The organism is Mesorhizobium sp. P2_B5 (assembly GCF_056404775.1).
Genome location: NZ_JBFUDJ010000017.1, coordinates 1 through 21,093, shown reverse-complemented (window position 1 = coordinate 21,093; position 21,093 = coordinate 1). Strand labels below are relative to the sequence as shown.

Sequence of the window (21,093 nt, the reverse complement as noted above, 5' to 3'; positions counted from 1 at the left end):
AAGCCGCCATGGAAAACGAACCCTTGATCACCGGCCGCCCAGGAAACGGGCCAGCGGACCCGCCTGATGCCGAGCCTTTCAGGTCGGCAGCGGCCTTCCGGCCTGTTCCGCCACCATGTACTCGGCATACCAGTCGGGCCAGTTCACATCGTGCTTCCCGGCGGTCCGCTTCTCGTGCTCGCCATGTGCCGCCGCCGTGCGTCGCAGTGCCGCGGCAAGTTCGCCCGACGAGGTGAATATCGTGTCGCTGGCGTCCACGCGCCCCGGCAAGCGCTGGGTAATCTCCTGCAGGATGAAGCTGTTGCCGTCGGGATCGCTGAACGTGACATAGGAGGAATAGCTGCGCCCTTCCGGATGCCTGCCGCTGACCGGCGGCTGCCCAGGTCCGGTGCGGTGGAACACCTCGCTGGCCTCGACGCCGCGCGCCACGAGTTCGGCACGTGCGGCAACGAAATCGGACGCCACGAGATAAAGCCCCTTTGCCGAGCCTGGCGCGGCTGTCGTCAGGCCCTTGCCGAAATGGATCGAGCATGGGGAGCCCGGCGGCGTGAACTGCACCACCCGGAACGCATCGCCGACGACGAAGTCGGCATCGAGCCGCCAACCGAGACCACCATAAAACCGCTTGGACCGCTCGGCATTCGCAACCGCAATGATGACGGCCTCCAGCTTCATGTCGATCGTCCCCGGCAAGGTATTCGTCATGGCAGCCTCCTGGTTGAATGGAATGGCAACATTCCCCAAGGCCCCGGCCCGCGCAAGGTTTGAAATGATTGGTTTTGACTCCGAGGGGCTGAGATCGGTTAACTGGACGCATGACAAACTTGAAAGACCGGCCCTTGATCGACGAACCGCTGAAGCGGCAACTCTCGGAGCTCTATCGGGCCGAAGACCGCCACTACCATAACCTTAGACATATCGAGGCGATGCTGGCGCTGGCCGAGGACTATCGCGCATTGCTGCATGACCCCGAAGCCGTCGAAGCGGCAATCTGGTTCCACGACGCCGTCTATGACAGCAAGGCCAAGGACAATGAGGCGCAAAGTGCGGCCCTTGCCGAGAAAGACCTGGCTGGACGCACTGCTCCGGAACGGTTGAGCCGGATCAGCGCGATGATCCTCGCCACATCAACGCACCAGTTGCCGTCCTTCGACGATGCGGCGGCAATACGCGACGCCAGCCTCTTCCTTGACATGGATCTGTCGATCCTCGGCGCCGCGCCGGATGCGTTCGACGCCTATGAGCGCGCGGTCCGACAGGAATATGCCTGGGTCGAGGAGCCGATGTGGCGCGCCGGCCGCGGTGCTGTCCTGAAGAGTTTTCTCGCCCGCGACCACATCTTCCACACTGATGAATTCCGGCGCCGGTTCGAACCGCAGGCGAGGCAAAACATCGCGCGCTCGATCGAAGCTCTCGCGGTTGACTGACCAGAAACTCCGGAGGGAGGCCCGGCTAGTCTGGAAAAGTTTCCATGCGCTGCTCATACGGCTTGAAACCTGCCCGCCCATAGACCGATTGCGCGGACGGATGGTCATAGGTGTCCGTATGAAGCCAGACCCTTTGCGGCGCATGCGACCAGACGGCGCGAAGCGCCTGGTCGAGCAGGAACGGCCCGAGCCTGCGACCCTGGAAAGCGGGAACCAGCCCAAAGTGAACCAGCTCGACGTCAGGCTCGCCGACGCCGTTGAATTCGCACAGGCCGGCTGCCTCGCCTCCAACGCGCAGTACGTGAATGTGTGTCGACGGCAGCGCCAGCAGGCGCTCGAGGTCGTCAGCCGCCATGCGCAGCCGCTGGTCCCACTGCACAGGCTCGCCGACGGCGCGGTAGAGGCTGATGTAACTGGCGCTGTCCAGCCTCTCCAGCGCAACCGAGGCGCTGGCTGCCGGCTTGACGCGGGCAGGCGCCCGATTGGCCTGGCGCATTTCCATGTAGGTGACGAGAAGATCAACCAAAGCGGCACCAGTACCGCGAAAAGCAGCAGGGCCGCAGCTCGCGCGCAATCACGTAAAAGCGCCGATCGTCGAGGCCATTGCCGCCAGCAGCGCCAGCCCACCCGCCACCGACAGCCCGTTCAGCACAATCCCCAGCAGCCCAAGCCCGCGACTGTCGTTCGAGCGCGCCAGCGCCATCACGCCGAAGACCACGCCGGCGACATGCGCCACCGGGGCTGCCAGCAGAAACACCAGCATGAAGAAGCCCGTCGCAACGCCCTGCGTAAGCTGCGATGCGTCGCTCGGCATCGCCACCATGATGGCGATCGCAACCGCTCCGGCAACAAAGGCAGCCAGCGCCAGTATAACTGAACGTTTGCCGAGCTTTGTCTGCACGACCTCGCCTGGAACGGCGGCCGCGCCCCTTCCCCATTGCACCCAATTCCCCCTTGCCATCCGCCTCAGAGCGGATTTTCGACATAAAACTCCAACACGCGCTGCTTGAAGGTCTTGTCGCCGACGGCCAGCATATGGTCGCGGCCCTCGATGTGAAACGCCCTGGCATTGGGCATCAGTGCGGCAAGTTCATCGGGCGAACCGCCGATATCGTCTGTCGTCCCCACCGCAATCAACGTCGGTTGGGCGATGCGCGTCATGTCATCTTCGCTGAGCAGTTCGCGCGAGGTGGCTATGCAGGCCGCCAGCGCCCGGCGGTCGCTGCGTGTCTGATCGGCGAAGGCGCGAAACGAGCGGCCGCGCGGATGGCTGGTGGCGGCCGGATCATCGGCCAGCAGCGCTCCAGCGATCGGGTCCCAGTCGCCGACGCCGTCGACCATGCCGATGCCTAGGCCGCCGAAGACCAGCGTCGCCACCTTGTCCGGATCGGACAGCGCCAGGAACGCCGAGATGCGCGCGCCCATCGAATAGCCCATGACATGCGCGCGACCGATACCGAGATGATCGAGCAGCGCTGCCGCATCCGAGGCCATTTTGGCCGGCGTGTAGTCGGCCTCGTCATAGCTCTTCGACGACGAGCCATGGCCGCGATTGTCGAAGGCGATTGCGCGGTAGCCGGCGTCGTTCAGCGTCTTGAACCAGCCCGGCGATACCCAGTTGACATAGTGGCTGGAGGCGAAGCCGTGGATCATCAGCACCGGATCGCCCTTACCCGACGCCGGCTGGCGGTCGAGGAAGGCGAGATCGAACCCGTCATGCGAAAAGAACCGCATCGACGCCGCTCAGCCGGCGCCGGGCGTGGGCGAATCGCCCTTGTCCGCCGGCGGCATGCCAGGCCCAGGCACCGTGCCAACGGCCGGATGGCGCAGCAGATCGCCATATTCGATGCCGTTTTTGGCGGCGGTGCCGGCCTTGAGCTCAAGCACGAAGCGCACCGGCACACCCGGTGAAATGACCGCGTCCGATTGAGGCTCGCCATGCTTGACCGCCCTGATCTTGCCGTCCTGGCCGACAAAGATCAGGTCCAGCGGCATCGGCGTGTTGCGCATCCAGAAGCCGACCTGCTTCTGCATCTCGAAGACGAACAGCATGCCATGATCGTCCGCCATGTCCTGGCGATACATCAGGCCGGCCTCGCGCTCCGCTTCGGTGTTCGCGACTTCGATGGTGAAGGATTTGTCTCCGCCTTTCGTCGCCACCACCAGCGGTGTCGGATCGACGGGAAGGATCATCGCCTGGCTGTCGCCGGCGGGAGCCTGCTGGGATGCGGTCGGCTGCCCGGAATAGAAGTAAGCGCCGGCGGCCACCGCAACGATGACGCAGAGCGCGCCCGCAGTCAGCCAGTTCCTGTGCGCCATCTGAAATCCTCGACCGGAAACCATGATCCCAAAAAGTGGTCTCAGGTATTCGGATAAGATCGTGGTGAAACCAAGAAAACAAGGAACGAGAGCCGTCCCGAATTCGTCGGGGTGGCTCGCGTCCTAATGCGCGACCGGCAAGGTGCCCATATCGGGGTGAATCTCGGCAGCCATAAGGCCTTTGTCACCGCGTCCGAAGCGCACCAGAACAACCTGCCCTGGCCTGAGTTCGGTGATGCCGTAGCGGCGCAGCGTCTCCATATGGACGAAGATATCCTCGGTGCCCTCGCCCCTGGTCAGGAAGCCGAAGCCCTTGGTGCGGTTGAACCACTTCACCAGCGCCCGTTCGAGACCGCTTTCCGGCGTCACCGACACATGGGTGCGCTGTTCCTGCATCTCGGCCGGATGAATCGCGGTGGTGGTGTCCATGGACAGCACCCGGAACGCCTGCAAGCCGCGGTCGCCGTGCTTGACGAGGCACACGACACGCGCGCCCTCCAACGCCGTTTGGAAACCGTCCTTTCGCAGACAGGTCACATGAAGGAGGATGTCGCCCGAAGAACCGTCATCGGGAAGGATGAAGCCGTAGCCCTTGGCCACGTCGAACCATTTGATGGCGCCGGCGATTTCGACCAGATCGGCGGTATCGCCGCCACTGTCGCGCTTCAGGGCGTCGTCAAGGTTCTCATCCCGCCTCGTGAAAGAGGCCCTATCCCCCATAAGAACGCCCCCTTTTTTTCAAGAAAACCGCAAGTGATTCTTGACATCAGATTAACACCGCCGCTTCCCAGGTGTGCAAGACCTGCCGTGCCTTTTTTCACGGTTGGATACAAGAATAGCTGATTTGTTGTTTGCCGGCGTTGCTGCCGGCCGCAATGACGATCTGTCCAGGCCGTCAACCGGTCGGCAATTTGCGCAGGATTTTGCCGGAATCGGCAACCACTTGGCGTCCGACGCTTTTGTCAGAGCAATCTGACTTTTCCAAAACCGGCCACCGCTTTTTCGGTCCGATGCTCGTTGCCCTTCGGCGGGGTGGACCCTATGTTGCCTCGCAACCCAACATCCCCGAGGAAATCCTATGCGCTACCTCCACACAATGGTCCGTGTCGCCGACGTCGATGTCTCGCTCGATTTCTATGTCAACAAGCTCGGCCTGAAGGAAGTGCGCCGCTACGAAAACGAGCAGGGCCGCTTCACGCTGATCTTCCTCGCCGCCTCCGAGGACGTAGAGAGCGGCATCGCCGAAAAGGCACCGCTGATCGAGCTGACCTACAATTGGGATCCGGAGGACTACAAGGGCGGCCGCAATTTCGGCCACCTCGCCTATGAGGTCGACGACATCTACGCCACTTGCCAGCATCTGATGGACAATGGCGTCATCATCAACCGGCCGCCGCGCGACGGCAACATGGCCTTCGTCAAGTCGCCGGATGGCATCTCGTTCGAGCTGCTGCAGAAGGGACCGGCCAAGCCCAAGGCCGAGCCGTGGGCGTCGATGCCCAACACCGGCACCTGGTAGCGATCACGGCATCTTGAGCGAGGCGGCCGCGCGACCAAGCCGGCCGCCTTTGCCATTTCGGGCGACCGCACCTATTTACCTGCCTGACGCGCGAGCCAGTCAAAGCCAGCGCTCCGTCCAGGAGAATTCATTCATGCCGACCAGCCGTGTCGATGTCACCACCGCTTATGCCAGCCGCTATCTGCAGCAGCTGTGCAAGCACTGGGCACACAAATTTCCCGTCGAGTTCGATCCGAACCATGGCACCATCGATCTGTCGCTCGGCCGCACGGTTCTCGATGCCGATGCGGCAGCGCTGCATATCACGGTGTCGACGGATGAAGGCGGATCGCTGGAGCGCTTGGAAAGCGTGGTTGCCGATCACATCAAGCGTTTTGCTTTCCGCGAAGAGCTCATCTTCGATTGGAAGCACGCGCCGGCAGCCTAAATCCGTATTTGGCGCCGGCCTGACCGGCCATCTCCAGCAGCGCCAACACTGAACGCCAGTTGCGCGCGGTGCCGGGCACTTTTAGCGTGCGTGGAATAAGATTGGCGAACACCGATTTGCCAAGCCCATCGGGTGCCTTGAGGTAGAGCACGTCGCCTTTGACCTTAAAGCTCTCAGGGCCGGTGCACTTTTCGGCAAGCCTGGCAATTTCGTCCGCTGTCGGCTGGCGCTCCAGCGTATAGGCATGCAGCTTGGTCGGGTCGCCGGCAACTTCCGGATAGGGATTTTCACTCACCAGCCGTTCGAACCAGCCGAGATCGCGCACCATGATGCGCGAATGAAAGCCCCATTTCTTCTCGAACGCTGCCTCAAGCTGTTTGGTCAGCGTGACCGCATCGCCCTTTTTGGCGCGGAACACGACATTGCCGCTCTGCACATAGCTGGCGACATCGGTGAATCCGAGTTCCTCGAAGAATGCCCGCAACTCCGCCATCTTGACGATCCGGTTGCCGCCGACATTGATGCCGGAAAACAGCGCAACAAAGACCGTGGCGCTCATATGATGAACCCCGCCAGGGTCTCGTTGTCGGTGATGTCCTGATAGTGGACGCCCTCGGCCTCGAAATTCGCCTTCAGCAGGTCGAAATTGCGCCGGTCCTTTGTTTCGATGCCGATCAGCACCGAACCGAAATTGCGCGCCGATTTCTTCAGATATTCGAAGCGGGCAATGTCGTCGTCGGGACCGAGCATTTCCAAGAAGTCGCGCAGCGCGCCGGGCCGCTGCGGGAAACGGATGATGAAGTATTTTTTCAGGCCCTCGAAGCGCAGCGCCCGCTCCTTCACGTCGGGCAGCCGCTCGAAATCGAAATTGCCGCCCGACACCACGGCGACGATGGTCTTGCCGCGGATCTCCTTTCGCGAAAAATCCTTCAGCGCATCGATCGCCAGCGCGCCAGCCGGCTCCAGCACCACGCCTTCGATGTTGAGCATTTCGATCATGGTGGCGCAGAGCCGGTTCTCGGGGATCAGACGGACGGCGTCAGCGGCGAACTCCTTCAGGTAACGCAACGGCTCGCGGCCGATCTCGGCCACCGCCGCGCCGTCGACGAAATTGTCGACATTGGCGAGCTTGATACGCTTTCCGCTGGCCAGGCTCTCATGCAGGCTCGGCGCCCCGGCAGGCTCGCAGAAGACGTAGCGGGCTTCGCGCTGCTGATCGGCGAAATAGTGCGTCACCCCGGCCGCCAGGCCGCCGCCGCCGACCGGCAGCATGATGATGTCGGGCATGCGCGCACCGGGCATCTGGTCAGCGATCTCATAGGCAACGGTGGCCTGCCCCTCGATAATATCCTTGTGGTCGAAGGGCGGCACCATATGCGCGCCCGAACTTTCGGTGAATTCGAAGGCGGCGCGGTAGCAGTCGTCGAAGAAATCGCCGACCAGCCTGATTTCGACGAAATCGCCGCCGAACAGCCGCGTCTTGTCGATCTTCTGCTGCGGCGTCGTTACCGGCATGAACACGACGCCTTTCTTGCCGAAATGGCGGCACACGAAAGCAAAGCCCTGCGCATGGTTGCCGGCCGAGGCGCAGACGAACAACTCGGCCTCGTTGCCGGCGGCCAGAGCCTTGCGGAAGAAGTTGAAGGCGCCGCGGATCTTGTAAGAACGCACCGGCGAAAGATCCTCGCGCTTCAACAGCACCCGCGCCCCGGTCTTCTTCGACAGATAGTCGTTCTCCTGCAGCGGCGTTTCGGGAAAGATTTCGCGGATCGCTGCGGCAGCAATGGCGACGCGGGAGGAGAAACTGTTCATGGCGCCCGTGATCACGTGGTTGGAATGCCAAGCCTATTGCACAATTCGCCGTTTGCGGCCACCGATGCGGCGCGGCCGCTTTGGTGCGCCGAAAGAAATTCATTGGAGCCATCTTCATGCCTGTTTCGGCTGTCGCCCTGAAGACCGTCGCGCTTCCTGAATTCGGCGAGCCGACCACCATGCCGCTGCTTGCGCGCCGGACCTATGAAGCGCGCATCGAGGCTCTGCTGGCGCGCGGCGCCGAGGCGGGGCTCGACGCCTTCGCCGTCTATGGCGACCGCGAGCATGCCGCCAATGTCGCCTACCTCAGCGGTTACGACCCGCGTTTCGAGGAGACGCTGCTGGTCATCGTTCCAGGCAACCAGCCAAAACTTCTCGTCGGCAATGAGGGTTGGGGCTATGCCGAAATCTGCGACGGACCCTATGAGCGCGTCCTCTACCAGACTTTCTCGCTGCCGGCGCAGCCACGCGACCGTTCCGCCTCCCTGTCCGACACGCTTGCCGCCTGCGGCCTAAAGACCGGCCAAAAGATCGGCGCCATCGGCTGGAAACCGTTCGGCCCCGGCGATGGCGGGTTTGGCGAGGCGACGCTCGACCTGCCGTCCTTCATCGCCGATACGCTGCGCACACTGGCCGGCGACAAGGGCGCGGTGGTCAATGCCGCCAATCTTCTGATGAACCCAACGGATGGCCTGCGCGCCATCAACGAGGCCGATCAGCTGGCTTCCTTCGAATTCGCAGCGACCTTTTCCTCGCAAGGCCTGCGCAATGTGCTCAGGGGTATCGAGCCCGGCATGAGCGAATTGCAGGCGGCGCGGCTGATGGGCATGAACGGCCTGCCTCTGTGCTGCCACCCGATGCTGTCCGCCGGCAAGCGTGCGCCCTACGGCCTGCCAAGCCCCCGCCTGGACATCATCAAGCGCGGCGACCCCATCACCATGGCCTATGGCATCCAGGGCTCGCTCAATGCCCGCGCCGGCTTCCTGGTCGAGAGTGCGCAGGAACTGCCGCGCGGGATAAACGACTATGTCGACAAACTGGTCGCGCCCTATTTCGCCGCCGTAGTCGACTGGTACGAGACCGTCGGCATTGGCGTTGCCGGCGGTGCCCTATGGAAAGCCGTGCATGACCGTATCGGCGATCCATTCTTCGGCGTCTCGCTCAATCCCGGCCATCTCGTCCATATCGACGAATGGATGCATTCGCCGGTGTTTTCCGGTTCGGACATCAAGCTGCGGTCGGGCATGGCGCTGCAGGTCGACATCATCCCGGCGACCGGAACCAGCTATTTCACCACCAACATCGAGGACGGCATCGCGCTCGCAGACCAGGCCTTGCGCGAGGAGTTCGCGGCTCGCTATCCCGAGGCCTGGCGCCGCGTCGAGGCGCGCCGTGCCTTCATGGTGGAGGTGCTCGGCATAAGGCTGAAGCCCGAGGTGCTGCCCTTCTCCAACATCCCGGCGTTCCTGCCGCCATTTTGGCTTTCGCGCAACAGTGCGATGACCGTGGCTCGGCGCTGAACGCATTTAGGCTGGACACGACTTACTTCTGCCGCACTTGGCCTGTCCGGGAGGTGTCGCGGAGGGTGGATGGCCCTTTTGGGCTTAAGTGGAATTTTAACGTGCGTTTGAAGACGATTTGCATTCTTGCGCTTGCCTTGCTTGTGGCGGGCTGCGGCGGCCGCAAAACCGAGGAACTGCTCGGCAGCGCCGTCATGTCCACGCCGGTGACCGAAATCTCGGGCAATCACTCGATCTTCATCACCACGACACGCAAGAAATCCGACGATCCCAACAAGGTTTTCGACGGCGAGCGCTCGGCGACGCTGAGCTATGCGCGCGTCAACGTCACCGTTCCCGGCATCCACCAGACCGGCCAGATCGAGCGCCGCTCGCGCGGCAAGTCCAACGACCCGGCGAAATACTTCATGGCGTCCGAGGTCGTCGGCTATGATGCGCAGCCGAAGTTCTCCAGCGCGCTCAACGCCGATATCGCCGCGCGCGGCGGCCGCGTCATGGTCTTCGTGCATGGCTACAACACCGGCTTCGACGACGCCGTCTACCGCGTGACCCAGATCGTCCATGATTCCGGCTATCCCGGCACGCCGGTGCTGTTTTCCTGGGCATCGGGCGCCAAGACCACCGACTATGTCTATGACAAGGAAAGTGCGAGTGCTGCCCGCGACCAGTTGGAAGTGACCTTGCGCATGCTGCAGCAGTCCGGCGCGCGGCGCATCGACATCGTCGCCCATTCGCTGGGAACCTGGGTCACCATGGAAACGCTGCGCCAAATGGCCATCACCGGCGACCGCGATCTCGGCGGCAAGCTCGGCGATGTCGTGCTGGCCTCGCCCGACATCGATGTCGACGTGTTCAAGAGCCAGATGCGCCGCTACGGCAAGCCGGACAAGCCGTTCATCCTGCTGCTCTCCGACGACGACCGTGCGCTCAGGCTCTCGGGCCTGATCGCCGGCTCACGGCCGCGTGTCGGCGACTACAAGGATGCCGCCGATCTCGCCGCCTATGGCGTCACCGTGGTCGACCTCTCCAAGGTCAAGGGAACCGACAGCTTCAACCACACCAAATTCGCCGACAATCCCGAACTGGTGAAGATGATCGGCCAGCGGCTGCGCGAGGATGACGGCTTTGCCAGCGACCAGACAGTGACCGACCGCATCAGCCAGCTCGCGCAATAGGTTGTTGCCTTGCGGCTACGGTCGCGGCGCGAGTTCGCCAATGCCGCACGGCCGGATCATTTTCAACTGGACCGGGCCGGCCTCTGCCTCTATCGACAGTGAAATCGGCGCCATGCGCCAGCGGGAGCCCGCGTGAACGTGCGTTGGAAGACCGTCCTCGTCCTTGCGTTCGCGCTCGCTGTCGCCGGCTGCGCCGGCCAGAACACGCATGACCTCCTGAACAAGACGACGGTGTCGGTGCCTGCCTCCGACATCGCGGCCACCCACAAAATCTTCGTCGGCACCACCCGCCAGCCGGCGACCAAGGATCCGCGCCAGGTGTTCGACGGCGACCGTTCGCTGACCACCAGCTACGCCCGCGTCGACGTCACCGTGCCGAAGGTGCACCAGCTCGGCGCCATCGAGCGCGCCAAGGGTTCGGCCGACTCCAACCCAGCCAAGCAGTTCACGGCCACCGACGTCGTCCACTATGGCGACGCCCCGCAATTCGCCCAGGCTGTCGGCGCCAACATCGCCATGAACGGCGACCGCGCCCTGGTCTTCGTGCACGGTTTCAACAACGGTTTCGACGATGGCGTCTACCGGCTGACGCAGATCGCCCACGACACCAAATATCCGGGCACGCCGGTGCTGTTTTCCTGGGCTTCGAGCGGCAAGACCACCGGCTATATCTATGACAAGGAAAGCGCCAACGCCGCGCGCGACGACCTCGAGGCGACGCTCAGGATGCTGGCCAAGACAAAGGTCAAGAGCATCGACGTCATCGCCCACTCGATGGGAACCTGGGTGACGATGGAGGCGCTGCGCCAGCTCGCCATCACCGGCGACCGCGATCTCGGCGGCAAGCTCGGCTATGTCGTCCTCGCCTCGCCCGACATCGATGTCGACGTCTTCAAGAAACAGATGATCCGCTACGGCAAACCCGACAAGCCGTTCGCCATCCTGCTTTCGGGAGACGACCGTGCGCTGAAGCTGTCGTCCATTATCTCCGGCGACAAGCCGCGCGTCGGCGACTACGGCAATGCGGCCGACCTCGCCAGCTATGGCGTGGTCGTGGCGGATCTCACCAAGACCAAGGGCGGTGACCGTTTGAACCATGCCAAGTTCGCGGACAATCCGATCCTGGTGCAATTGCTCGGTGACCGGCTGCGCACACCAGCAGCCCTGCGATCGAACGATCCGGGCGAGTTTGACGACATCGGCCAAGGGATCGGCAAGGCGGTCGGCTCCATGGCCGAAGTCGTCATCACCACCCCGTTCAAGGTGCTGACCATCGCCACCGGGGGTTGACAGCCGGGTCAGATAAAAAGGTCGACCTTCTGGAACGTCGTCACGTCGATCAGCCCGACATCGGAAATCCTCAGCTCCGGGATGACGACCAGCGCCAGCAGCGAGTGCTGCATATAGGCGTTGTTCAGGGAACAGCCCATCTTGCGCATCGCCTCGGTCAGCTTCTCGGCTTTGGCCGCGACGATCTCGGCGCGTTCGTCCGACATCAGCCCGGCGATCGGCATTTCGACCAGCGCCAGTTCCTTGCCCTTTGAAAACAGCACCACGCCGCCGCCGACCTCGCCCAGCCGGTTGACGGCCAGCGCCATGTCCTCCTTGTTGGTGCCGACGCAGATGATGTGGTGGGCGTCATGCGCCACGCTGGAGGCCAGGGCGCAGTCGCCCATATAGCCGAAGCCGGAGACGAAGGCGTTGGTCACGCCGCCCGTACCGCGATGGCGCTCGACCAGCGCGATCTGGCAGATGTCGTTGCGGCGATCCATGGCGACCAGCCCGTCCTCGACCGGCAGGTCGGCCTCAAGCGCCCGCGTCGGCGCCTGGTTCTCGATGACGCCGATGACCCGCACCCGCACCTCATTGGCGCCCTTGGGCGCTACAATATCGAAGTCGCCTGCCTTGAGCTTCTTGCCGAGCTTGACCGTGTTCTTGGCCGTCTTCGGATAGTCATAGGCCGGAATGTCGATCTCGAGCTTGCCGGCCTTGGCCAGCCTGACGCCGCGGCCATAGACCTCGTCGATGGTCATGGCGGCGAGATCGGAGACGATCAGCAGGTCGGCCAGCCGTCCCGGCGCGATCGAACCGATCTCGCGCTCAAGCTTGAAATGCTGAGCGGTGTTGAGCGTCGCCATCTGGATCGCCGTCACCGGCTTCAGGCCCTGTTGGATTGCGTGGCGCACCACCCGGTCCATATGGCCTTCATGCACCAGCGTACCGGAATGGCTGTCATCGGTGCACAGGATGAAGTTGCGCGGATCGAGCCCGCTCTCCGTCACCGCCTTGATCTGCGAGGCGACATCGTACCAGGCCGAGCCGAGCCTGAGCATCGCCTTCATGCCCTGGCGCACGCGCGCGATCGCATCCTCGGCGCGCGTGCCTTCGTGATCGTCCTCCGGACCGCCGGCGACATACCCGTGGAACGGCAGGCCGAGATCGCGCGAGGCGTAGTGGCCGCCAACGGTCTTGCCGGCCCTAACCGTGGCGGCGATCTCGCCCGCCATCACCGGATCGTTGGCGGCGACACCGGGGAAGTTCATCACCTCGCCGAGGCCGATGATGTTCTCCCAGGTCATCGCTTCGGTGACGTCGGCGACCGTCAGCTCGGCGCCGGCATGCTCCAGCCCGGGTGCAGACGGCACGCAGGACGGCATCTGAACGTGCACGTTGATCGGCATGGCGACAGCTTCGTCATGCATCAGCCGCACACCGGGGAGCCCCAGCACATTGGCGATCTCATGCGGGTCGATGAACATCGAGGTGGTGCCGTGCGGGATGACGGCACGGCAGAATTCGGTCACCGTCACCATGCCGCTCTCGACATGCATGTGCGCATCGCAAAGGCCCGGCACCAGATAGCGGCCGCCGGCGTCGACCACCTTGGTGCCGTGGCCGATGGCATGGCTGGCATTTGGCCCGCAATAGGCAAAGCGTCCGCCGGCAATGGCGATGTCGGTGCCGGCGATGATCTCGCCCGAATGCACATTCACCCAGCGGCCGTTGCGAATGACGAGATCGGCCGGCTTGCGCCCGGTCGCGACGTCGACCAGATGCGTCGCCATCTCGATCCAAGGCCTGGGTTTCGTCGCGCGCGCGGTCTTTGCCATGGGAGACTCCTGTTTGCCCCGACTGTGCCAAGCCGGCGTGGCTTTGACCAGCGATTGCGGGCGAAATCCGCTCGGCGAGGTTTATTTGTGCCGGCACTTATGCTATTGTTTTATAGATGGTGCTGATTTGCGCCAATGACCCGCCGCGAGGCGGGTTTTTTGTTGCGATTGCCGTCACAGGCGGAACCGGACGCGTTGCGGCGGGCGGCACGGATTGAAATTTCAATTCACGCCGCCAGCCCGCCCCCCCGTTCGTTGACTTCGCACACGGGAAGACTGTTAAATCGACCTTCGCAATCGTCCGGGGCCGAACCCGAGGACGAAACCTCCTGAGGTGAAGTCATGACCCGGTTCCTGAAAGCGTTCGTCTTCGTCACCCTGTTCCTGATCTCCGCCGGCTTTGCATCCGCCGAGGAGCGCTGGCTGACGCTGCCGGAGCCGGCGGCGATGCCCAAACCGGATCAGAGCGGCTATGCGCCGGTCAACGGCATCCAGATGTACTATGCCGTTTTCGGCGCCGGGGATCCGATCCTGTTGATCCATGGCGGCCTTGGCCACGCCGATATCTGGGCGAGCCAGGTGGCGACTATGTCCAAGACCCACAAGGTGATCGTCGCCGACAGCCGCGGCCATGGTCGCTCCACGCGCACCGAGCAACCTTACGGCTACGACCTCATGGCGTCCGACTATCTGGCCCTGCTCGACTACCTCAAGATCGACAAGACCGCTCTTGTCGGCTGGAGCGACGGCGGCATTATCGGTATCGACATCGCGCTGCATCATCCGGAGCGGCTGACCAGGCTCTTTGCGCAGGCCGCCAATGTCACCACCGATGGCGTCGATCCCGGCGTGATGACCAACAAGACCTTTGCCGCCTACATCGAACGCTCCGGCCGCGACTACAAGAAGATGTCGAAGACGCCGGACCAGTACGACGCCTTCGTTTCGCAGATCAGCCACATGTGGGAGTCGGAGCCTGCCTGGACCAAGGAACAGCTCGCCAAGATCACCACGCCGACGGCGATCGTCGCCGGCGATCATGACGAGGCGATCAAGCGCGAACACACCGAATACATGGCCTCCGTCATTCCGGGCGCCAAGCTCATCATCCTGCCCAACGCCAGTCATTTCGCCATGCTGCAGGCACCGGACGAATATAGCCAGGCGGCGCTGGACTTCATCGACGCCAAATAGAGAATAGCGCGCAGCAACAGGCGTATTTCGATTGTTGAACAATGGGTTCCGTTTTGCGGCGAATAGGGTTACCTTCCGGCAAGACGTCTTCTGAACCGCCAATTCGGAGAACTCAATGCGTCGCCTGACGTTCGCAAGTGCGCTGATCGCTCTGGCCGGGCCGGCTTTCGCCGCCGACCCGATGGCGGTGCCGATGACCGAACCGGGCTTCGACTGGACCGGCTACTATGCCGGCCTGCAGGCCGGCTACGGCTGGGGCCAGTCCGACATATCAGGAACAGAAGGCGCGCCGTTTTCCATCTCGCCCGACATTGACGGCGGTTTCGTCGGCGGCCATGTCGCTGGCCTCTGGCAGTTCGATCAGGCGGTTATCGGCGCCGAGGCGGAGCTCAACTATTCCTCGATCGATGGCACGGCGGAATCTGGCCTTGGAAGCATATTTGGCACCGACATCAAGTGGTTCGGGTCAGTCAACGCCAAGGCGGGCTTCGCCATGGACCGCGTGCTGGTCTATGGCGTCGGCGGCGTCGCCTTTGCCGGCATCGAAACGTCGCAAGTCGCGGGGGCGTCGTTCGCCAGCACGCGCACGAACGTCGGCTGGACCGTGGGTGCCGGCGTCGACTACGCGCTGACCGACAAGTTCATCGTCGGCGCGCAGTATCGCTACTATGATTTCGGCTCCGAGCACTATGACGTGGCGCAACCCTTCAACGATCGCGATCAGGATGTGAAGCTGAACGCGGTCGGCATCAATTTGAGCTACAAGTTCTGATTGTCCTCAAGACTCTGATATCCTCGGCAACATCTTGTTTTGAATGGCGAACTCGTCGGTAGAGGCGCCGTGGTGATGTCCGATCGCCAACGCAGAAAACAACACCTGCATCGCTAATTCACCGTGATCGCGCCGTCGATGCGCCTGCCAAATACGTCGGCCATAGAGCGTGAATAGGTTGCGGTTAGGTGATCGGTGTCGCGCCACACAAAGACATTGCCGATAACCGCGGGACAATCGCCGCTTGGGCACACGATGTCATTGAAATTGACGAGTGCAACATGTGGATAGAGGCGCTGAGCGAGGACGAGAGGATCGGACCCCGCGACGAACTTATACGGAATGGAGCAGTGACGGTCCCGAGCCAGGCATAGCTCGGGCTTCACTCCCCAATATGGAGTATCGGCGATGACGATCACCTTGGCACCCGACGCCTCGACGTTGCGCCACAATTGCACCAACGTATCGCTGACGGGCACTTGCTTCCCGTCGTCGGGGTAAGCACGCAGATTGTCTCTCTGCCCCAGAATGACAACATCAGGCTTTTGCTGTTGAATAATTCGCAACACGTACTGCCCCCAGCTCAGGCAATCCGGAAACGGACGATCGGTGTTCGCGAATAGGGTCATCGTCGGAAATAGTGGGCACCCGGGCTTGGTAAAGCTCTTTGCATTCCAGCCACGATCCGCCGCGGTCCTTTCAAACGCCGGCACCCACTGTTCAGCGTGGGAATCGCCCACCAGAAATACCTTGAGGCGCCCGTTTGGGTCGCCAAACTGGCAACCGACAGGCTCGCCACCATCGGAGGGCGGCCGGCAACCATCCCTTTGTGGGAGGTCCCGCTTTATCGTCGGCAAGGAGGGGGCATAGGCGTCCACCTTCGGCACGGGTTTGTTGGAGAACAACGATCTGGCGCCTGGATAATCGTCTGGGTTGCCCGAGATTAGTGCTTGCTGTCGCGCAATTGCTATCGAGACCGCACAGAACGCAATTAGAGACACGAGCGGGACAGGAGCAAAAAGAGCTGCCGATCCGACGAACCGGCGACGTAACGTCGCCGACGGCTGCGGAAATCTGAAGCGGTCCTCGACATACACCTTCGAGATGGCGGCCAGACCGACGCTTGCGGCAAGAACGGCCAGGCCGCCCCAAAAGTTGATAGCCTCGCCAGTTTGCTGCGTGAAAAAGACGACTATCGGCCAATGCCAGAGATAGAGCGAGTAAGAAATATCGCCGAGGAACTGGAACGGCCGCATTTTCAGCAGGGCATACGCACTAAGCTGCGAAGTGCTTTGGCCCGAGACGATCACCAATGCCGTCCCTACCGTTGGCAACAGCGCCGCATATCCCGGAAATGGCGTTTTGGTGGAGAACAGGAACGCAGCAGCCAATATCGTCGCAACGCCGGCAAACCCAAGAAATCGCCTAGCTCCTTCTTCAAGCGCGGGCACACCCAGAGCAACCAGCCCCCCGAGGCCAAGTTCCCAGATTCGCGTATATGTGACGAAGTAAGCTGGCGCGGGGTCTGTGAAAGTGAGCCACACCGAGGCGGCGAGCGAGCCGGCGACGACGGCTCCGAATAGAATTCGAAGCAAGGTACGCGAGGACAAACGCAGCGCCCGCGAAGCCCAGAAAGCGCAAATGATCAGCCCGGGCCAGACAACGTAGAATTGTTCTTCGACGGACAGTGACCAGTAGTGCTGGACTGGGCTCGGAGCGTTGGTCGCAGCCAGGTAATCAATTGCCTTCGCGGCGAGACGCCAGTTCTCCAACTGGAAGGCGCTGTAGGCCAATTCGTTCGTGCCGTCTCTCCAAAGGGCCGAGGGGAGCCAAAATGGAGTCAACAGGCCGACGAGCAACAGCACAAGCATGGCGGCGGGTAAAAGCCGTCGAGCGCGGCGAACATAAAAGGCGAGTAGGTCTATTTTTCCGGTTCGCTCCCCCTCGCGCAGCAGAACGCCCGTGATGAGATATCCGGAAATGACGAAAAACACATCGACGCCGACATAGCCGCCAGGAACCAGATGCGGCCAAACGTGGAATACCGCCACGAAACAGACAGCGATCGCGCGCAGCCCCTGAATCTCGGGTCGAAAATTAGAGGTGCTCAATACTTGTTACCAGTTGCCCGCAGAATCGCGTTCAAACACTTTTGAAGAAATAGCATAAACACTGCATGGCATGTGCTGGCACAATACGGTTCTCGGAAATAAAAGGCTCGATGCGCTGTTAATTCGCGCGCTGACGGCGCGTTAAATTCAGGTCGTTGGCCTCAAACCTGCAAATACATTCGATCGCCTTCGATCAGCGCAACTGTAGCTGCGGGCGAAAGGTTGTTAGGGCTGAAGCCCCCATCTCGTTGCCGGCGGTTGATTGAGATTCCCGCCGACGACGCATCGCCGGGATATTTCTTCTGATTCCTGCGCAAAGAAAAAGCCCGTCGCGGTTTGCGACAGGCTCTTTATGAGACTTCAGAGGACTAGAATTTGTAGGCGATGCCGAGGCGAACCTCGTTGGTCTTCAGATCAACATCCGATGCGAAATCTTCAAATGATTCTGAGCCGAAGTCAGTGTAGCGATACTCGGCGCGCAGCAGCAGATTGTCGGTCATGGCATAATCCAAGCCCACGCCTATTGTCCATCCTGTGAATGTATCTCCGAACGAACCTGGACCGTTATCATTGCTTATGTCGATGTCGCCAAACGCAACGCCACCCGCGATATAAGGAAGAAAGCGATCAGCGGCATACCCCAAGCGAAGTCTTGCCGCCCCACTCCAATTGAGTTCTTCGGTGGCGGAGACGCCGGCTGGGACACCAGGAGCGAGGAATACTTGGCCGCTGCCATCAACATTCGCATACACGATGTCCAGTTCCGCACCAATCACGATGTTGTTCGACATCTGATAGTTGTAACCGGCGTAGACGCCTCCAAGGAACCCGTCAGGGTCTGTGTCGATAAAGCCCGGTCCACCGATCTGGTCTACGTTGCCATTACCCCAAGCATAGCCTGCCTGAAGCCCGATATACCCGCCTGTCCAGCTAAAAACCGGCGCGGCTTCTGCGATGATGGCATCGGCAGCATAGGCCGATGACGCCAGCAGGGACAACGACAAAGCAAGAAGCAGCTTCTTCATAGGTGATCTCCCGTAAACCCACCCTTTTGGTAGCAGAGCGCACCGATACATGCAGTTGTATTTCCGCCACAGTTGACCGAATTCAAATTGCGAATAACGCGGCCTGCGTTAGCCGCCAAGCCGTCGTCGCGGAGTGAAAGACCGCATCCAGCCTGCCCTGAGCCGCAGAAACCGTTCTTGGCGTAGAAGCGAATGCCGTCTTCGTCCTTGATGCCCCAGGGTGCGGTAACCGTCGAATTTGCAGAGCTTGGAGGAAAGAGCGACAGGGCCAGGTTCAAGGCTCCAAAGTCGAAGAACGGCATCCGCACCATATCGTTACCGACGAGCGTCATCGATGCGCTAAAGGCACACAGGCGCCAGCCTGAGCAGCGCATCGACTTGTGGTTGGGGAAGCCAGGGAAAGATGCTCTCGTGTTCTGCGGGCCTGGGGGCACACAGGTGTCCCTCGCAGGGAACTATGAACAGCAAACACAGCAATGCAGGGTGAAGTGTGTCCAGACGACAGGCAAGCCATACCCAATGTGTATGAATGAGTGCAATCACAACTCGGAAGGCCTACGACTGATCGACTGAGATTTTCGCCACAACCAATTGTTTTAAAATCACGAACCACCTTTCATGAATTCGAGTGGCGACACTCGGCAAAAGATGGCTTGACGGGTTTTCGCTGGCGTCTGAAAAGGGCTGGCCTGCGGACGTGGCGGAATTGGTAGACGCAAGGGACTTAAAATCCCTCGATCTCTGATCGTACGGGTTCGATTCCCGTCGTCCGCACCACATTGAAATCAATCAACAATTTCTCCCTAGTCGAATTTCTGGCTACCCTAATGACATTAGGCTAGGGTAGCCGACAGAGCCAACTAGGCAGCTCCTCCGAGATCGATCGCTGCGAAATCCGGTGTTCGACCCATGTCAATCTCAAGCCGTAGAAACCTTTCTGCAAGTACCTGAGCTTGGCCTATCGTGTCGATTTGATTTGGCGACGGTCCGACGACTGCCCCACGAACCACGCGGCTCCTTATCGAGTAGAAGCTGCCTATGACCTTCGCGAGATCTTTGCGCTCATCATATGTCGACCCTAGCAACATTGAGGCCCTGACCTTTAGACGGTGTGAGATTTCGGAACCGCTTTCCGGCGGTAACGGCAGCGCCTCCGCTGCGATGCTCGCTGGCGCAGTCTGGCGCTACCGGCAGCGCGATATGATCGGCATGGCAGTTTGCCTCCTGTGGCCGTCCTTGCGGTCGCAGTGCTGATGCTGCCGGCCAGCGACTGATTTGCGCGATCGCACCATATTCGCCGCCACTGCCCCGCTTATGCTTCCAAGCGGTGGAACCCCACCCGCCCTGGCCGGCGCCAACCCACCCGAGTCCCCAACTCACACGACGCCGGCCATTTTCTCTGCAACTACTTGCTTTGTCTCCGCGTACCTTATGGGGACGGTAGGCTGCGCTGGGTCATGGGTTTGGGGGTGCGGCCTGCCGTCACTACGGGGCGCCGGGTGGGGTTGCTCACTGCCTGTTTTTGACCGACGCCTGCCCCACCCGAGGTTCCCCAACCCCTGGCGTCGGCCACTTGCCTGTTCCAGCCAACCGTCGAGCTTTTGCCGGACAAACTATGATGATGGCCTGCGGTTTTCAAAGATTGCCATTTTGTACGAATAAGTCAGGCGGATCTCATTGCCGCAACCCTCACATGTCAGAGACTTGGCGCTTTTGATCAGGCGCCCTTTGCGGATCATCATTCGCTTGCAGTTAGGACATTGGACGATCATATCGTCTTCGTCCCGATCTCGTGAAAGTATCATGTGGTTACCTCCTGCCGGTTAGCAGGAAGCAAGCTGCATGCCGCACTAGCGTCTCTTTTCGAAACACTTCGCACGCGAGACGTTGCGTTCACCAAAGCGTTCAAACCTTCGAAGCAACTATCGCAGGCTGAAATCGACCGCTTTCTCTTGGCAGCAGATGCACAACAGCATCGTCCGGCCGCTCCTGGCGTACCACAGTTGAACACTACCGAGCGCTTCGTGAGGTCCACGGGCCGCTTATGAAATCGAGCGAGAAAATCACCGGGCAGAAAGCTAGGTTTATTCAATGGAACCTGAGAGGGCCGGCGCGGCCTCCTACGGCGGGGTAGTCCATACGGCTTAATTGCGCGATTGCTAATACACCCATAGGGTCATCCGCGCGGGGACCAAACTCACCCGCAGTGGCCGGCATGACATTAGCCCCACAAGGCAACCCAACCCTGCCGGCCACTCATCTTTGGCTGGGTAGCGCCTACTTGCGCACGATCCATTCGAGCATGTCTTGCGGGCTCAGGCACGGCTGGCATACTTCACCTTGCCCCACTGACTGCATTGAGGACACAAAGGATGGAGATAGGCCAACTTGTCGCCCGAAATATTTCCCGAACTAGTGATCGTCAGGCTGCTGCCCTCGAAACCCTCCAAGCTGTAGGATTCCCAGGTGCCGCTGAGGGGCTGAGCGTCTTCTCGTAGTTTCAAATACCCGGTGCGACCGCATTCGCAAACCAGCTTTTCCCGCAATACAGTTGAGAGCACTTAGGACAGCCTTCTGATAATGCGGCGAACTGGTCCGATGCTACCCATGGGACATTTGGTATTCGGGTTTCCCGCACTGCCCAAGCTACAGGCATATTAGCGATCGCTCAACTAAGACTGG

At 61.2% G+C, this 21,093-nt stretch carries 20 protein-coding genes and 1 tRNA gene; 9 read left to right on the top strand and 12 right to left on the bottom strand.

The genetic code is table 11. The annotated features are described in order from the left end of the window. Positions 1–78: 78 nt before the first annotated feature. Positions 79–705 carry a VOC family protein gene (locus tag AC1D1N_RS30670; RefSeq protein WP_477353012.1) on the bottom strand — a complete coding sequence of 209 codons (627 nt, stop codon included), beginning with the start codon at positions 703–705 and terminating at the stop codon, positions 79–81. 110 nt (positions 706–815) lie between these two features. On the opposite strand from AC1D1N_RS30670, the gene AC1D1N_RS30665 reads away from it, so the two are divergent. Then, the gene (locus AC1D1N_RS30665; protein WP_477353010.1) at positions 816–1,427 is read left to right on the top strand and encodes an HD domain-containing protein; all 612 of its coding nucleotides are present in this window, start codon (positions 816–818) and stop codon (positions 1,425–1,427) included. 25 nt (positions 1,428–1,452) lie between these two features. Here AC1D1N_RS30665 and AC1D1N_RS30660 read toward each other — a convergent pair whose 3' ends face one another. The 5 genes from AC1D1N_RS30660 to AC1D1N_RS30640 form a co-directional block, all read right to left on the bottom strand. After that, positions 1,453–1,953, bottom strand: a complete 501-nt coding sequence (locus tag AC1D1N_RS30660; RefSeq protein ID WP_477353008.1) for a GNAT family N-acetyltransferase — start codon at positions 1,951–1,953, stop codon at positions 1,453–1,455. A gap of 48 nt (positions 1,954–2,001) precedes the next feature. Then, entirely contained in the window at positions 2,002–2,328 is a 327-nt protein-coding gene (locus AC1D1N_RS30655) for a hypothetical protein (protein ID WP_477353006.1), read from the bottom strand. Between the two features lie 65 nt (positions 2,329–2,393). Continuing rightward, a complete protein-coding gene (locus AC1D1N_RS30650; RefSeq protein WP_436260121.1) occupies positions 2,394–3,161 on the bottom strand; it encodes an alpha/beta fold hydrolase in 768 nt (255 codons plus the stop codon). Between the two features lie 9 nt (positions 3,162–3,170). After that, the gene (locus AC1D1N_RS30645) at positions 3,171–3,746 is read right to left on the bottom strand and encodes a DUF192 domain-containing protein (protein WP_477353004.1); all 576 of its coding nucleotides are present in this window, start codon (positions 3,744–3,746) and stop codon (positions 3,171–3,173) included. A gap of 123 nt (positions 3,747–3,869) precedes the next feature. Continuing rightward, positions 3,870–4,466 carry a cold-shock protein gene (locus tag AC1D1N_RS30640; protein WP_112563409.1) on the bottom strand — a complete coding sequence of 199 codons (597 nt, stop codon included), beginning with the start codon at positions 4,464–4,466 and terminating at the stop codon, positions 3,870–3,872. Positions 4,467–4,824: 358 nt separating this feature from the next. On the opposite strand from AC1D1N_RS30640, the gene AC1D1N_RS30635 reads away from it, so the two are divergent. Further along, entirely contained in the window at positions 4,825–5,265 is a 441-nt protein-coding gene (locus tag AC1D1N_RS30635) for a VOC family protein (protein WP_112563411.1), read from the top strand. Positions 5,266–5,398: 133 nt separating this feature from the next. Further along, the gene (locus AC1D1N_RS30630; RefSeq protein WP_477353002.1) at positions 5,399–5,692 is read left to right on the top strand and encodes a DUF2218 domain-containing protein; all 294 of its coding nucleotides are present in this window, start codon (positions 5,399–5,401) and stop codon (positions 5,690–5,692) included. Here the strand turns inward: AC1D1N_RS30630 and AC1D1N_RS30625 are convergent. Beyond that, positions 5,658–6,251: a DUF1697 domain-containing protein gene (locus AC1D1N_RS30625; protein WP_477353000.1), complete on the bottom strand. Its 594-nt coding sequence runs from the start codon at positions 6,249–6,251 to the stop codon at positions 5,658–5,660. The two genes, AC1D1N_RS30630 and AC1D1N_RS30625, sit on opposite strands and share 35 nt — an antisense overlap. Then, on the bottom strand, positions 6,248–7,504 hold the full coding sequence (gene ilvA, locus AC1D1N_RS30620) for a threonine ammonia-lyase IlvA (RefSeq protein WP_477352998.1): 1,257 nt from the start codon (positions 7,502–7,504) through the stop codon (positions 6,248–6,250). The genes AC1D1N_RS30625 and ilvA overlap by 4 nt, the downstream gene beginning before the upstream one ends. A 116-nt stretch (positions 7,505–7,620) precedes the next feature. Here ilvA and AC1D1N_RS30615 point away from each other — a divergent pair, with 116 nt between their 5' ends. From AC1D1N_RS30615 to AC1D1N_RS30605, 3 genes are all read left to right on the top strand, one after another. Continuing rightward, entirely contained in the window at positions 7,621–9,024 is a 1,404-nt protein-coding gene (locus AC1D1N_RS30615; RefSeq protein WP_477352996.1) for an aminopeptidase P family N-terminal domain-containing protein, read from the top strand. A gap of 101 nt (positions 9,025–9,125) precedes the next feature. Further along, on the top strand, positions 9,126–10,199 hold the full coding sequence (locus tag AC1D1N_RS30610) for an alpha/beta hydrolase (RefSeq protein ID WP_112563417.1): 1,074 nt from the start codon (positions 9,126–9,128) through the stop codon (positions 10,197–10,199). A gap of 132 nt (positions 10,200–10,331) precedes the next feature. Then, complete coding sequence (locus AC1D1N_RS30605; protein WP_477352993.1) at positions 10,332–11,489, top strand: alpha/beta hydrolase; 1,158 nt, start codon at positions 10,332–10,334, stop codon at positions 11,487–11,489. Positions 11,490–11,497: 8 nt separating this feature from the next. Here the strand turns inward: AC1D1N_RS30605 and ade are convergent, their stop codons facing one another. Beyond that, positions 11,498–13,309, bottom strand: coding sequence for an adenine deaminase (gene ade, locus AC1D1N_RS30600; RefSeq protein WP_477352991.1), 1,812 nt, complete (start codon positions 13,307–13,309; stop codon positions 11,498–11,500). A 342-nt stretch (positions 13,310–13,651) separates the two neighbouring features. Here ade and AC1D1N_RS30595 point away from each other — a divergent pair, with 342 nt between their 5' ends. Both AC1D1N_RS30595 and AC1D1N_RS30590 read left to right on the top strand, forming a co-directional pair. Beyond that, entirely contained in the window at positions 13,652–14,503 is an 852-nt protein-coding gene (locus AC1D1N_RS30595; protein ID WP_477352989.1) for an alpha/beta fold hydrolase, read from the top strand. Between the two features lie 115 nt (positions 14,504–14,618). Continuing rightward, positions 14,619–15,275, top strand: a complete 657-nt coding sequence (locus tag AC1D1N_RS30590; protein WP_436260129.1) for an outer membrane protein — start codon at positions 14,619–14,621, stop codon at positions 15,273–15,275. Between the two features lie 113 nt (positions 15,276–15,388). Here the strand turns inward: AC1D1N_RS30590 and AC1D1N_RS30585 are convergent, their stop codons facing one another. The 3 genes from AC1D1N_RS30585 to AC1D1N_RS30575 form a co-directional block, all read right to left on the bottom strand. Beyond that, positions 15,389–17,386 carry an acyltransferase family protein gene (locus AC1D1N_RS30585; protein WP_477352987.1) on the bottom strand — a complete coding sequence of 666 codons (1,998 nt, stop codon included), beginning with the start codon at positions 17,384–17,386 and terminating at the stop codon, positions 15,389–15,391. A 368-nt stretch (positions 17,387–17,754) separates the two neighbouring features. After that, on the bottom strand, positions 17,755–18,411 hold the full coding sequence (locus AC1D1N_RS30580; protein WP_436260130.1) for an outer membrane protein: 657 nt from the start codon (positions 18,409–18,411) through the stop codon (positions 17,755–17,757). Next, positions 18,408–18,743 (bottom strand): hypothetical protein, encoded by a 336-nt coding sequence (locus tag AC1D1N_RS30575; RefSeq protein WP_477352985.1) that lies wholly within the window; start codon positions 18,741–18,743, stop codon positions 18,408–18,410. Before AC1D1N_RS30575 ends, AC1D1N_RS30580 begins: the two co-directional genes overlap by 4 nt. Before the next feature lie 359 nt (positions 18,744–19,102). Here AC1D1N_RS30575 and AC1D1N_RS30570 point away from each other — a divergent pair. Continuing rightward, a tRNA-Leu gene (locus AC1D1N_RS30570) sits at positions 19,103–19,188 on the top strand. The last annotated feature ends 1,905 nt before the right edge of the window (positions 19,189–21,093 follow it).